Source organism: Dictyobacter halimunensis, from assembly GCF_036245075.1.
Window position 1 is genome coordinate 5,784,296 of record NZ_BSRI01000002.1, and the last position, 13,788, is coordinate 5,798,083.

At 57.4% G+C, this 13,788-nt stretch carries 13 protein-coding genes; 10 read left to right on the plus strand and 3 right to left on the minus strand.

Going from position 1 to position 13,788, the window contains the following annotated elements:
- Positions 1 to 97 precede the first annotated feature (97 nt).
- Entirely contained in the window at positions 98 to 1,192 is a 1,095-nt protein-coding gene (locus AABA21_RS38240) for a LacI family DNA-binding transcriptional regulator (protein WP_338258295.1), read from the minus strand.
- A gap of 505 nt (positions 1,193 to 1,697) precedes the next feature.
- Between AABA21_RS38240 and AABA21_RS38245 the strand changes: the two genes are divergently transcribed.
- From AABA21_RS38245 to AABA21_RS38285, 9 genes are all read left to right on the plus strand, one after another.
- Positions 1,698 to 2,660: a carbohydrate ABC transporter permease gene (locus AABA21_RS38245; RefSeq protein ID WP_338258296.1), complete on the plus strand. Its 963-nt coding sequence runs from the start codon at positions 1,698 to 1,700 to the stop codon at positions 2,658 to 2,660.
- A gap of 59 nt (positions 2,661 to 2,719) precedes the next feature.
- Positions 2,720 to 3,556, plus strand: a complete 837-nt coding sequence (locus tag AABA21_RS38250; protein WP_338258298.1) for a carbohydrate ABC transporter permease — start codon at positions 2,720 to 2,722, stop codon at positions 3,554 to 3,556.
- Between the two features lie 136 nt (positions 3,557 to 3,692).
- Positions 3,693 to 5,165: an ABC transporter substrate-binding protein gene (locus AABA21_RS38255; protein WP_338258301.1), complete on the plus strand. Its 1,473-nt coding sequence runs from the start codon at positions 3,693 to 3,695 to the stop codon at positions 5,163 to 5,165.
- An 82-nt stretch (positions 5,166 to 5,247) separates the two neighbouring features.
- On the plus strand, positions 5,248 to 6,390 hold the full coding sequence (locus AABA21_RS38260; RefSeq protein WP_338258303.1) for an enolase C-terminal domain-like protein: 1,143 nt from the start codon (positions 5,248 to 5,250) through the stop codon (positions 6,388 to 6,390).
- Between the two features lie 12 nt (positions 6,391 to 6,402).
- Positions 6,403 to 7,173 (plus strand): SDR family NAD(P)-dependent oxidoreductase, encoded by a 771-nt coding sequence (locus tag AABA21_RS38265; protein WP_338258305.1) that lies wholly within the window; start codon positions 6,403 to 6,405, stop codon positions 7,171 to 7,173.
- 135 nt (positions 7,174 to 7,308) lie between these two features.
- The gene (locus tag AABA21_RS38270; RefSeq protein ID WP_338258306.1) at positions 7,309 to 8,148 is read left to right on the plus strand and encodes a hypothetical protein; all 840 of its coding nucleotides are present in this window, start codon (positions 7,309 to 7,311) and stop codon (positions 8,146 to 8,148) included.
- 63 nt (positions 8,149 to 8,211) lie between these two features.
- On the plus strand, positions 8,212 to 8,799 hold the full coding sequence (locus AABA21_RS38275) for an IS607 family transposase (protein WP_338258308.1): 588 nt from the start codon (positions 8,212 to 8,214) through the stop codon (positions 8,797 to 8,799).
- Positions 8,786 to 10,084, plus strand: a complete 1,299-nt coding sequence (locus AABA21_RS38280) for an RNA-guided endonuclease InsQ/TnpB family protein (RefSeq protein ID WP_338258531.1) — start codon at positions 8,786 to 8,788, stop codon at positions 10,082 to 10,084. The genes AABA21_RS38275 and AABA21_RS38280 overlap by 14 nt, the downstream gene beginning before the upstream one ends.
- A gap of 2 nt (positions 10,085 to 10,086) precedes the next feature.
- Positions 10,087 to 11,130, plus strand: coding sequence for a hypothetical protein (locus tag AABA21_RS38285; RefSeq protein WP_338258309.1), 1,044 nt, complete (start codon positions 10,087 to 10,089; stop codon positions 11,128 to 11,130).
- A 110-nt stretch (positions 11,131 to 11,240) separates the two neighbouring features.
- On the opposite strand, the gene AABA21_RS38290 is transcribed toward AABA21_RS38285, so the two are convergent.
- Positions 11,241 to 11,687 (minus strand): cupin domain-containing protein, encoded by a 447-nt coding sequence (locus AABA21_RS38290; protein ID WP_338258310.1) that lies wholly within the window; start codon positions 11,685 to 11,687, stop codon positions 11,241 to 11,243.
- 221 nt (positions 11,688 to 11,908) lie between these two features.
- Between AABA21_RS38290 and AABA21_RS38295 the strand changes: the two genes are divergently transcribed.
- Positions 11,909 to 12,328 (plus strand): MarR family winged helix-turn-helix transcriptional regulator, encoded by a 420-nt coding sequence (locus AABA21_RS38295; protein ID WP_338258312.1) that lies wholly within the window; start codon positions 11,909 to 11,911, stop codon positions 12,326 to 12,328.
- Between the two features lie 69 nt (positions 12,329 to 12,397).
- On the opposite strand, the gene AABA21_RS38300 is transcribed toward AABA21_RS38295, so the two are convergent.
- Positions 12,398 to 13,786, minus strand: coding sequence for an RNA polymerase sigma factor (locus tag AABA21_RS38300; RefSeq protein ID WP_338258313.1), 1,389 nt, complete (start codon positions 13,784 to 13,786; stop codon positions 12,398 to 12,400).
- Between the last annotated feature and the right edge of the window lie 2 nt (positions 13,787 to 13,788).

Genomic DNA, 13,788 nt, shown 5'->3' on the forward strand with positions numbered 1-13,788 from the left:
TGGGTTTCGGGGGTGGAAAGGGAAATCGGACGCGAGGTCCGAACGTATGGGGGCGTGATCGTGCGTGGAGAGGGGAAATCGGACGCGAGGTCCGAACCTATGGGAGGGGGTGGTTCGTAATCGGGGGCGAGGTTCGAACATATGGGGCGGTGGAGTGGCGGGTGATGAGCTGGGGAGGGATTTCGGCCAGGATGGGGGGGCGGTCGCGCTGGGCCAGGCGCTCAATGGTTAGCCGGGCGGCTTCTTCGCCGATTAAGCGGGCGTTGTAGTCGACGGTGGTCAGGGCCGGGATGGTATAGGGAGCCTGGGGGATATTGTCGAAGCTGATCACGCTCATCTGCTGCGGAACGCGAATGTGGCTATGGGCGAGGGCGGCCAGCACTCCCATGGCGAGCAGGTCATTGACGACGACCAGTGCTGTAGGGCGCTGGTCGTCTGTTTCTGGCAGCGATTGCAGCAGGGATTGGGTGGCCTGATAACCATCGTCGATGGTGGGGCCGCAGCGGTAGATCCACTCCTCATGCACTGGCAGGCCGAGCTGCTGCTGGATGCGCAGGCAGGCGTCAAGGCGGTCGCGCAGAAGTTCGTGGTTGGCGACGCCATAGATGTAGCCGATGCGCTGATGGCCCAGTTCGGCCAGGTGGCTCAACACCAGCTGCTCGCCGAGGTCGGCCTGTGGGACCACGCTATCGATGTCGGCATCGAACATGGTATCGCTGCGGAAGCTCAGGTTGGTGATCAGGTTGCCGCGCTCGTGCAGGGAGCGCACATCGCCGAGCAGCGCGCGTCCGGTGCCGGACAGCAGGATCAATGCGTCGCTGCGCTTCTGTTGCAGCCAGGTAAAGCAGAGGCGCTCACGCTCCTCGCTGAAATTGGTGATAAAGATTGATGTGCTATAGCCCTGGCTCTGTGCATAGGTATCGATGCCGCTCACGATCTGCATATAGTGGGGGTTGTGGGCATCGGGAATAGCCACGCCGAGTGTTTGAGATGCCTGGGTACGCAGGTTGCGTGCTGCCTCCAATGGCTGATAGTTTAACTGAACGACGGCGTTGTGGATGCGGCTGCGCGTCTCGGGCGAAATGTTGGCGGAACTCACGTTGTTCAGCACCAGCGAAACCGTCGTGCGAGAAACCCCCGCCAACAGTGCTACATCCTTGATCGTCGGTCTTTTCGCGTGTATCTTTTCCATCGGCGTTGGCACCCTGCTTCTTTTGTATTATGGATTCTTAAATAAACCGAATCAATAAATCGATTTATCTCTACCAGATTATAACGAAAGAATTGATTCTTTGTCAATATAAGGAGGGATTAGAAGAGTCCGTTGTGTGTTGGTGCATGGGGCGCGCATGCGCGCCCCATGCACCAACACATAAAATTTGCGGTCGCGCATCGGACGCGCGTGTGGACGCGCTCATATGTCTCCGCAATGGCGGGAGGGAATGATGACGCATGAGAAGGAAAATAAATGAAATTATTCGAAAGCTATTGACATATGGCTGGGTTGTTGCTTATACTTCGTGTAGTAGGTAAACTGATTTACTAAATCGAATTATCGATTGTTTTGTGCACGTGGCGAGCTTCTGTGGATGGGGACGGCTCATCCATACATGCATATAAAATAAACACAATGGTGTCTGGCGCAGTGATGCTCCGGGCATGGCGCTTATTTGGTTCTCTGTTGAAGGAGCATTTGCATGCAGACTATTTCTCGCCCTGGAAGGGTTGATGTGCATGAAGGTGGTCCGGCGCGCAATGGTAGGCGGGTTGGGCGGCTGGTGCGTGTTGGCAGGTTGTGGAAGTTTTATGTGCCGCTGCTGCCTCTGTTCGCGGTGCTGGGTCTCTTCAGCTACTATCCGGCGCTGAGCGGCCTCTATCACGCTTTTTTTGATTGGCGACCGGGGTTCGACTCGCCATTTGTGGGGATGAAGAACTTCACGGCGCTGCTGTCGGATGGCGTGTTTGTGCACTCGTTTACCAATATCATCCAGTTCTTTATTTTCGGGGTCACACTGGCCTGGGTGGTGCCGCTGTTCGCGGCCGAACTGGTGCTGGCGCATTCGAGCAAGCGCTGGCAGTTCATCTTTCGCACCCTGCTGATCATCCCGATTGCCTTCCCGATGGTGGTGGTCTTCTATCTGTGGGGATTTATGTATGAGCCCAACATCGGCATGCTCAACACCATGCTGCACGCGCTGGGATGGAGCTCGCTGGAGCGCAACTGGCTGGGAGATCCCAACATCGCCCTCTACTCATTGATGTTTCTGGGTTTTCCCTGGATCGCCAGCACGCCGTTTCTGCTCTTCCTGGCGGGTCTGCAGAGTATTCCGGGCGAGATATTTGACGCCGCCTCCATCGACGGTGCATCCTGGCTGACGCGCATCATGCGGATCGACATTCCACTGATTTCGGGTCAATTCCGGCTGCTGTTTGTACTGGCCATCATCAACTATGTGCAGTTCGCCATCCCCATGGCCCTGCTAACGAACGGGGGGCCGGCTTACTCCACCATGACGCCGGCGCTCTATATGGTCAACCAGGCCTTCTACGATGGCAACTGGGGCTATGCCGCCGCCCTATCCTCGGTACTCTTTATCATCACCGCACTCTTTAGCGTTGTATCGTTGCGCACGAGGAAGCAGGCCGTCACGGCAGCCTGAGGCAGTGAGCACTGGTATGTAAGATCGATATCGACGAGAGCATGAAAGGATGGTCGAGCATGGCAACACGCCAGGGACGTCGTGACCTTCTGATTGGCAGTATCTTGATGATACTGGTCATACTGACCCTGTTCCCCTTTGTCTTCATGGTCATAACATCGCTCAAGGACAACAGCCAGTTTCATACATCGTATTGGAGTCCCTCGCTGCCGTTCCACTGGGAGAACTACACGGTGGCCTGGAACCAGATTAGCGTCTACATTATGAACTCGCTGATCATTGCCTGCAGCTCCATGGTTGGGGTACTGGTGCTCAGTTCGATCGCAGCCTTTGTGTTTGCCCGCTACCGCTTTCCGGGCCGCAACTTTCTCTTCACCATGATCGCCGTCCTGTTGATGGTGCCATCGATCTCCAGCCTGGTACCACTCTTTATCCTGGTGCGCGACATGGGGCTGATCAACACGCGCCTGGCCCTGATCCTGCCCTATATCGCCAGCGGATCTATTTTTGCCACCTTCTTAATGCGTACCTTCTTTCAGCAGGTGCCCAATGAACTGTTTGAAGCCGCCCACATCGACGGGGCGGCGGGATGGCAGGCCTACTTCTACGTCATGCTGCCGCTCTCGGGGCCGATCATTGGCACTATTATTCTGCTTACCCTGACCACGGTCTGGAACGATTATTTCTGGCCGCTACTCACGCTCAACGACGACAGTCTGCGAACGGTTACCACCGGACTGGCCTTTCTGCAGGGGCAGAATGTCACCCTGTGGGGACCTCTCTTCGCCGGCTATGTGCTGGCCAGTCTGCCGCTGGTCGTTGTCTACTTTGTGGCTTCGCGCTACTTTATCGCCGGTGTTGGCGGTGTCGTTGGAGGTGGGGACATGTTGAAATAGGCGTGATCGGCCGGCGAGAAATCGGCCGCAAGGGCCGAACCTACGGAGGGGGACGCGATCGTGGAGGGGGAAAATCGGACGCGAGGTCCGAACGTATGGGGGCGATTTGTTTATTTTATGGGAAAGGATTCATCTCATGTTTGTGAACAAGACGATGTCTGTCTGGCGTTCAGCCCATGTGCTTGGTCTGCTCTTTTTGTTGGGGGCGTTGCTGCTTACGGCTTGCGGCAATGGGTCGCAGGCGCAGGGGAGTAACGGGGGTCCCATCACGATTACGCTGGCCGGGCCGAACCAGTGGAACAGTAGTGGAAAGAGCTTTGGTCCCGCCTGGGATACTGCTGTACAGCAGTTTGAGAAGCTTAATCCCAATGTGAAAGTCAAGATTACTGTGCTGCCGCTCTCCAATTTCTCGCAGATCGAGGCGACGCAACTGGCCTCGGGGAGCGCGCCCGACCTGATCTTCAACCAGACCAGCTACAAGCCCTACCAGGTGACGCCGCTGGATAGCTATCTACAGCAGCCCAATCCCTACGCGCCGGAGAAGCCTCATTGGATGGACTGGTTTGACTCACGTGCATACAACCAGACGACATCATCAGCGGCCGACGGCCATCTGTACTGGGTGCCGCTCAACCTGGTGAGCGTTGGTCTGTTCGTTAACCAGGACCTGTTCAAGAAGGCCGGCGTGGATCTCCCTATCAAGACCTACAAGGATTGGGAGACGGCGCTACAGAAGTTCAAGGCGGCCGGCATTACGCCGATGGCGATGGACAACTCGCAGATCGGCATTGCCTGGCCGGTCGGCTCGATCCTGAACCAGATGATGAACAAATACTACAACGACTTCAACTGGTATGACGCCGCTGGCAAAGCTGGCAGCTACTCGACGCTGACCAACAAAGATCTGGTGCGCGCCATCAAGACCGGCAAGCTCAACGCCAGTCTGCCCGAGGTGGTCGAGACGTTAAAACTGGCCAAAGACATGTACTCCACGGGTGCCACGCCCAACTGGTCTGGCATCAAGGGCCTCTCGGGTGCTGGCGTCAACCTGGACGATTTCCTGGCCGGGCGCTCCGCCATGGCCTGGGGCGTCAACTTCGGCGCCGCTGAGGTCTCCAAGGCCACGTTCAAGGTTGGCAGTATGGGCTTCCCGACCATCACCAGTGATACCACGCCGCTCTCCACTGGCGCGCCGGCGCAATTCGGCGTCACCGCTGGCGGCACCAGCTATATGATCCCCTCGACCGTCAAGGGCGATCAATTGAAGTACGCCGTGCGCTTCCTGCAGTTTATGACTGCGCCCAAATACGCGCAGAGCTGGATTACCGCCACCACCGGCGTCCCCTCAGTAAGCGGGGTCACGGCACCGTCGGTGATCAGCGGCTTTTCGGAAGGTGCGTGGGGCGAGTCGCCAAAGTCTAACGGCTACTCCTTGCAGGGGCTCTCACCGCAGCAAGGGCAGGATTATACCCAGATCATGCAGGGCTATCTGCTCGGCACCACCAGCCTCTCCGCCACGCAGAGCAAGCTGGACGCCTCCTGGAAGTCCGCTGCCGACTACCAGATACAGCAGAATCCCAGCTGGCAGAACGAGAGCTGGGCCAAATAACCATCCTGAGACATACGGACCTGTTATATTGGGGTGCCACGGTGCGACGGCGTATCGTGGTATCCCTATTGAAAGGTAGATCATGAAAATCACCGCTATTCGCTGTCAACGTTTGCGTTTAAAACAAGAGGTCGCCTCACAGCCATCCTGGCTGTCGGAGAGCGTGATTGCCAACCCGATGTCGATCTATCCCCGCTATGCCGCCCGGCGCTCATCCTGGACCGCGCCATTCGGGGGCCTGGCCGTCAGCATTGAGACCGACGAGGGGATTGAGGGACTGGCCACTGCCGACGGAGGAGAGGCCGTTCAGATCATCATCGAGCAACACTTCGCACGCCTGCTGGTGGGGGAAGATCCGACCGACATCGAGCGCCTATGGGACCAGATGTTCCGCGCCTCCACGCCCTATGGTCGCAAGGGTTTGAGCATGTTCGCCATCAGCGCCGTCGACTGCGCCCTGTGGGACATCTTCGGCAAGGTTCTCAAGCAGCCGGTCTATCGACTGCTGGGTGGGGCCACCCGAGACGACATGCCGGTCTACGAAACGACCAACGACCGCGTCGATTGGGATAACCATGAATTCTTTGGCGTCAAGCTGGCCATGCCGTATGGACCCGCCGATGGACGCGAAGGGCTGCTCAAGAACCGCGACCTGGTCAAAGAGTGTCGTCAGCGCATCGGCGACAAGCGCGACATCATGCTCGACTGCTACATGGCCTGGGACGTCGAGTACACCATCCGCATGATCGACCTGGTTGAGCCCTACGCGGTCCGCTGGATCGAAGAGGCGCTGCCACCCGACAACATCCAGGGCTACGAAAAGCTGGCGCGCTACACGGTTCCGGTGGCCCTGGCGACCGGCGAGCACGAATACTCGCGCTGGGGGCATCGCGACCTGCTGGCGACCGGAGCCATCTCGGTCTTCCAGCCCGACATCAACTGGGTCGGCGGCATCAGCGAGACGCGCAAGATCTGCGCCATGGCCTCCGCCTGGGGTCTGATCGTCGTTCCTCACGCCGGAGGGCTGCAGGCGGCTGGCCTCCACCTGATGAAGAGCCAGGTCAACTGTCCCTTCGCCGAATGGGTACGCACCTGGAATCGAGACGCGGGACGACCGGCGGCGGCCATCCTGGGCGTGCCCGATCCAGAGCATGGCCGCATCCGACCGAGCGAGGAGGCGGGACTGGGCATCAGCTTAAATCAAGACGTACTGGACCTGGCATAGGGGGAGAAGGGCATGCATAAACTAGATGGTCGGGTGGCGATCGTCACCGGTGGCGCGCGCGGCATCGGCGCCAGCATCGTCCGCACCCTGGCGACCCACGGCGCTGATATCGCCATTTTGGACTGGATGCTCGACGAGGAGGCGGCCGCCCTGGTCAGCGAGATTGAGCAGCTGGGACGGCGAGTCCAGACAATCGAAGCCGACGTCTCCGTCTCCGAGCAGGTCAACGCCGCCGTACGGAAGGTCCGAGAGAGCTATGGCCGCATCGACATCCTGGTCAACAACGCCGGTATCTGTCCCTTTCGCGATCTGCTCTCGATCAGCGACGAGATCTGGCAGAAGACGCTCAACGTCAATCTGAGCGGCATGTTCTACCTGGCCCGCGCCGTCGCGCCTATCATGATGGAGCAGCAGAGCGGCGTCATCATCAATATCTCAACGGTCTCTACGCAGATCTGTAGTCCCCACCAGGTCCACTACATCGCCTCCAAAGGTGGGGTCGACGCCCTCACGCGGGCGCTGGCCGTGGCGCTCTCGCCCTACAATGTACGCGTCAACGCCGTCGCCCCTCTGGGGGCGGCCACCGCCATCAACGCCAACGTCGAGGAGCAGCGCCAGGCCTGGGAAAAGAGCGGGGTACCGCGCATCCAGCACCACAGCCTGGTCAAGCGGCAGGGGGAGACGCAGGACTACGCCAACGGAGTTCTCTATCTTGTCTCGGACGAAGCCTCGTTCATCACCGGTATCGTCCTGCCCATAGAAGGAGGGGCCCTCGTCTTGTAGGATTTCCTATATCAAGGGAGAAGAAGCATATGCCAATAGGGAGCCCCCTGGTGTGACTTCACGCCCATCAACGGACGAACCTTTGGCCCTGGCGATCAGATCCTGCTGGCGCGTGGGGCCAGCTGGAATCAGCAGATGACCATCAACGGCTCCGGTTCGGCCGCCAGCTACGCCAGGATCGACGCCTACGGCTCGGGAGCGCGTCCAAAGGTCATCAGGAACGGCAACGAAGCCGACCGCGCCATCCGCATGAACAACCCATCCTACTGGAGCGTCAACAACCTGGAGATTGGCTCGGCTGGCACCGGCATCCTGATCTACTACGACACGCTATCGCACCAGGGGCTGCAATTCTCCAATATCTACGTCCACGATATCCGGGGCATTCACCAGGGAGACACGACCAGTGGACAGAACGACCGCATCTGGAACTCGGCCGGCATCGAGATCACGGGAAGTGTCTCCTTCACCTCAAGCCAGTACGCGCTGCAGAACGTCACGCTCAGCGGCATTGAAGGGACCCACAACCAGGATAGCATCTCTTTCGATTGGTTCAACGGCGTGCAATCCAGCGATGGTGGAGATGGGCACAACCTGGTACAGAACGCCACCCTCAGCGACCTCTATCTGCACGACGACAATGGTCCGGCGGCCGGCTGCGACGAAGGGATGCGGCTGGTCAACATACAGAACGTCACCATCTTCAACTCGCGCCTCAACGACGAAGCTGCCTGCCACAGCAACAGCGGGACGGCTGGCATCATCTTTGGTCGTCTGCAGAACGTCTCATTCGTCAACAGCATCATGACTGGAGTGCCTAATACTGGATCACCCGACCAGACCGGCTTTGACTATGAGTGCTGCAACGACCAGGTGCGCATTCGCGACAGCTATATCGCGGGCAACGCCGGGGCGGGCATCGAATTCCTGGCTATCCATGGTGGAGAGATCACAGCACCAATAGCGAGGTATTGAAACCGATCTTTGGAAATATAGTGAATCCTTGACAATTGATGCGTATCATTGTATTATGAGCGTATGAAACTCAGTGAGTATGCCAAACAGCAAGGGGTCCGCTATGAGACCGCCTGGCGTTGGTTCCGGGATGGGAAGATCCAGGGGCGGCGCGTCGGGGCTCACACGATTCTCATTGATGAACCAACCACGGTCTCCGCCTCCTCATCGAAGACGCACACCGTGGTTTACACACGGGTGTCTTCCGCAGAGAACAAGGTCAATCTGGACCGTCAGGCCGAACGGTTGGTCGCCTACTGCGCGGCTCGTGGCTATCCGGTGAGCCGGGTGGTCAAGGAAATTGGTTCTGGCGTCAATGACAACCGCCCCAGGTTTCTGGCGCTGCTGGCTGATCCGAGCGTGGGGCGCATCGTCATTGAGCACAAAGACCGCGGCACCCGTTTCGGGTTTCGCTATATTGAAACGCTGCTTCACACCTACGGGCGAGAAATCGAAGTGGTCAATCACGCCGAGAACGGCACCGAAGACCTGCTCGCAGACCTCACCAGCATTGTGTACAGCTTTTGTGCCAGACTCTATGGGCCGCGGCGTGCCAAACGCAAGACCGAGCGTCTGGTGCAGGAATTGGAGGGTGATGGTGAAACTGGTTGAAAAGCACGTGATCGCTCGCAGTGATCCCCGGTATGCGGTCCTCGATGCCGCCTGCTTTGCTTCCAAAAACCTCTACAACGCGGCGCTCTACGACATGCGTCAGGCCTTCATCTTTGAGGGGATCTCTCTCAACTACTATGCGATGGATCGGCGCATGCAGTCGCATGAAGCCTACAAAGCACTGCCGGCCAAAGTGGCCCAACAGGTGCTCCTGCTGCTCGAACGCAATTGGACATCGTTCTTTGAAGCCCTCAAGGCCTACAAGGCCGATCCCTCCACGTTCCGTCGCCGTCCTCAACTGCCCAACTACAAGCAGAAAACGACCGGCCGCAACGTGTTGATCTATACCATGCAGGCCGTCAGTCGCAGTAAACGGACGCTTGGCCGGCACCTCATCCAACCGTCCGGGTTACCCATCCAGGTCAAAACCCGGCAAGACCCCAGGGCGATTGCTCAGGTCCGTGTCGTTCCCAAACACGGCTTTGTCGTGGTGGAGATCGTGTATGAACAGGAGCCAGCCACATCTGCCGTCGATCCTGCACTTATCGCGGGCATCGATGCTGGGGTCGACAATGTGATCGCGTTAACTTCAAACAAGCCGGGCTTTGTCCCGGTCGTCGTTAACGGACGCGGTCTCAAAAGTACGAACCAGTTCTATAACAAGATGATGGCCGATCTGCAACAGGCCCTCGGCCGCCCTGGCTGTACCCGGCGCATGCAGCGCCTGACCATCTGGCGCAATCGGCGCATTGAGCATGATCTGCATACCATCTCCCGCTTTGTGGTGGAGTTGCTCGTTGCAGAGGGCATTGGCACGCTGGTGATCGGGCGCAACGCAGGCTGGAAGCAGGAGGTTAACCTGGGCGCACGCAACAACCAGCACTTTGTTCAGCTTCCCCATGCGCGCTTGATCCAGATGCTCAGCTACAAAGCGGAGCAGAAAGGCATCCGGGTGCTGCTCACCGAAGAGGCCTACACCAGTAAGGCCAGTTTCCTGGATCGTGATCCCTTGCCCACCTACCAGGCTGGTCAGGAGAAGCCACCCGTGTTCAGCGGAAAACGCATCGCACGGGGCCTCTATCGGGCCCAAGATGGCCGACTCATCAACGCCGATTGCAACGGGTCGTACAATATCATTCGAAAAGCAGCTCCTGATGCCTTTGAGGTGGAGGGAGTAGCGGATGGGGAGTGCAGGGTTCATCTGCCGGTAGTCCATCCCGTGAGGCTGTCATTCCCTCACAAAGCTGCTCACGTGAAAATCCTGACACCTGTCAGGATTCGCTAGTCGTGACGGAACTATCTGGTAATGTCTTCGTTAACAACGGCAATGGTGGCATCGAACGTCTGGGCGCGGACATCACACCGACCGGAACCATTCGTGATAACCTCTACTCCGAGCCATCCGGACTGACCACGACGGCGGGCGGAGGCACCTTTAGCGGCTTCACGCTGAGCAACAATCTACAGGCAACCACCGCCAGCGCGCTCTACAACGCCGGCAACGACTATAGCGGCACGCAGGGACAGCAGCAGTGGTCGTATCAGTCCAGCAATGATGGCACGAACTGGAGCAATCTGCCCTACGACGCCAGCAGCGGCATTTGGAAGCCTACCTCATCCAGCGTACCCCAGATTACCCGCTTCGGCATGCATCCCGACATCTGCTCACAATGCCGGGTTGGCAGGGCCTGGACCGCGCCCAGCGGCGGCACGATCAGCGTGCGCGGTCGCGTGCTAAAGGGGGATACTGGCGGAGGCAATGGCATCGTGGCGCGCATCACCAGAAACGGCAGCGTCATCTGGGGTCCCCAGACGGTCGCCTATAACGACCAGGTCGGCATCGAAGCCAATGTGGATAACATCGCCGTCAATGCCAACGATGTTCTGCGCTTCGAGGTCGCCAACAACGGAGACAATGCGTATGACACCACCAGCTGGGACCCCTCGGTCGGCTATACCGCGCTGGGAACGCCTGCGCTGAACCGCTACTACAATGGGTCGTCCGATCACTGGATTACCAGCGGCAGCGTCACGGGCGGCTATCACCTGGAATCGACGCTGGGCTATGTTTTTAGCAGTAGCCAGAGTGGAACGGTGCCCATCTATGGTTGTCTCAATGGTGGCAGCGACCACTTCATCTCACTGACATCCAATTGTGAAGGGACCAGCGTCCTGAGGACCGAAGGCTGGATCTATAGCAGCCCCATAGCAGGAACGAGGCAGATCTACCGCTGCCGCACTGGTAACGATCACTTTGTATCGATCGATCCCGGCTGCGAAGGGCAGACCTATGAAGAGTCGCTGGGGTACGTGCTGAACGCGCCCCGGTGATGGAGAGGAGCGCGGCCATACACGGTCATGTATGGCTGCGCTTTTTTTGTGTATGGCCGCGATCAGCACAATGGGGAGAGTGTTCTTGATCCTCTGAATGGAATGTCCGGTTAAGAGACGACCTCTGTGTCGTAGTGGGCCATCAGTTCGGCGATCTGGCGCGGGCTGAGCGCACCCTCTGTGTGGAGGAGCCTGCTCATTTCCTCGAAGTAGCCAATGTAGAGCGGAGGTGTAAAGGTGTTGAGGAAACGAGCGGGCCTGTCGGTTGGATTGGCGAACGTGTGGACGGTGTCGATGGGCACCATCACCCATGTTCCCTGGCTGGCGCGAACAGTCTGTGTTCCTGTCAGGAACTCCAACTCCCCTTCGAGAACATAAAAGCCCTCTTCGTGGGCGTGATGGATATGTAGTGGTGGGGTGGCAGCATGGGGAAGCACTGCGAATTCCGCGACAGCCAATGTGCCCCGCGTATGTGTCCCGTCCTCCTGGATAATCATCTGGATCGTGCCGAGAGAAAGTACGCGTCCTTCACCTGGCTTCAGTATGGTAACATCCATGAAAAATTTCTCTTTCTTTTTTGTTATACGTGGCTTGAGAAGCGGTATGAATAATGTTTCGAATTTTCAAAGTGGATAGGAGCTTGTAGTATCCGCAACAGAGCTGCTATACTTTAACAACAAGCTTATATAAACAAACTTATATAGGGATTTTAACACAGCGTATTTATATAAGCAAATTTATATAAATATACTGATTAAATGAAGAGGAGCGAAGAGGAATGGGCGCTACACTGGAAAGTCTGGCACTGGCCGTCAAGAGTATGCAGTATCGGCATCATCGTACGCTTGATGCAAAGCTGATGCCGCGGGGGATTACGCTTGTGCAGTGGGACGCCTTGCGCGCGATCAGTCGCAATCCTGATGCGTCGTCGCACCGGCTGGCGCAGCTGACGTTCCAGACCGATCAATCCTTTGGTGCTCTGGCGGGCCGTCTGCTGGCTCATGGCTGGATTGAGCGCATCAGCGGACCCGGCAGGGCGATCCGCCATCGCATCACGCCTTCCGGCGAGGCGATACTACACGAGGGGTTTGGCATATACAATGAGGTGATCGCGCAGTCATTCGCACCGCTTTCACCTGCCGAACGCAATACTCTGTACGACCTGCTGGCACGCCTGTTGGAAGAGACTGGCGAATAGTATCGCGGTCAGACGGCGCGGACACGCACTCCTGGTGCATGTCCGCGCTTTTTTGCCTGGCGACTGCGATCAAGCACAATTGGTAAAGTCTCCCTGGCCTTCAGAAGATGATGAATAGAGGGGCAGGGAAGTGGATGGGAGGGTGAGATGAAATTGGAGGGATGTGCGATCTGATGGTTGGAGGGAGAGATATGATCTTGAATTGTAAGTTTTGGCGATAATGATTTCGCGCACTGTGATGCTCAAGACAATTGTCGCGCCCTTTTGAGAAGGGATGTCAGGGAAGATGTTGGCAAAAGATGCGGATGATGTGAAGGTAAAGGATGATTGATGGGGATTATCGATGTCTGACACCCCCAGGTGGCAGGCGTAGTTGTTTGTGGCAGATGAACCGGGATAGATTGCGTTGAGAACCTGGACATGCAGATCCATAGATTTGATCCAGTAGAGAAGTTGTTTATGGGTTGAGTCCTCAAGGTGATATTTGAGTAGGATGCGATTGTTGTTGAGGTGGATCTGCTGGAGCGTAAAAGCGTAGCCCTGGAAGTGGTGGGTCTGGTTGGTGCAGATAGTGGCGTTTTTGTCATCGCTGGTGATCAGGGATATATTGATGGGGTTATAGAAGGTGCAGGTGTGCTGGACAATGGGGCGGGTGGCAAACGTAGAGGAACTGAGGAGTAGGATGCAGAGACTACTAATGATGGTGAGGACGGTCCATCTGGGCAGACGTTGATGATAGGGTGATGTTTGCTGCCAGAGCTGGCGCGAGGTCAGGACAAGTTGTGATGTGAGAGGAAGGCGCGGCGCGCTGGCGTACGAATCACCAGTGGTCAGAGAGGGGACGTAGTGGCGTGGTGGCTCGGGCCGGTTAGTAAAGGGTGAGGTTAGATGTATCTCGGGAATAAAGAACTGACCGAGGTAGGAGGCGATGGTATCGGGCGTGGCGTGCCACTCGGATGGCAGGAGTTGGATAAGCTGGGAGAGGCCGCGTGCATGCAGGCGTTGGACCTTCTGTGGGGTCATGCTGAATATGCGGGCGATGTGCTGATACGAGAGATGCTCGTGATCATGGAGGATGAGACAGGCACGATCGAGGAAGATAATCTGGCTGAGGGTTGGCAGGGGTGGATCCAGGGATGGTGGTTGCAGTGGGTGTTTCTGGTAGCGTCGCTGGTAGAGGTGGGTCAGGTTGGTGGCGATGCGATAGAGCCAGTCGCTAAATTCAGTGCCAGCAGAGAAATTGAAGATGGCGTCCCAGGCCTTCAGGAAGACCTCGCTGGTGAGCTCCTGAGCTATGGCGGGGTAGGCCAGCATGAACACGAGATAGCGATAGATGGTATGGTGGTGGCGCTCGAAAAGGGTGTGCATAGCTGTGATCTGGCCTGCTTGTGCCTGCAGGACAAGCTCGTAATCGGTAGGATGGGATAGAAATGCATCCGTTGAGTTTTTATATGCCATAG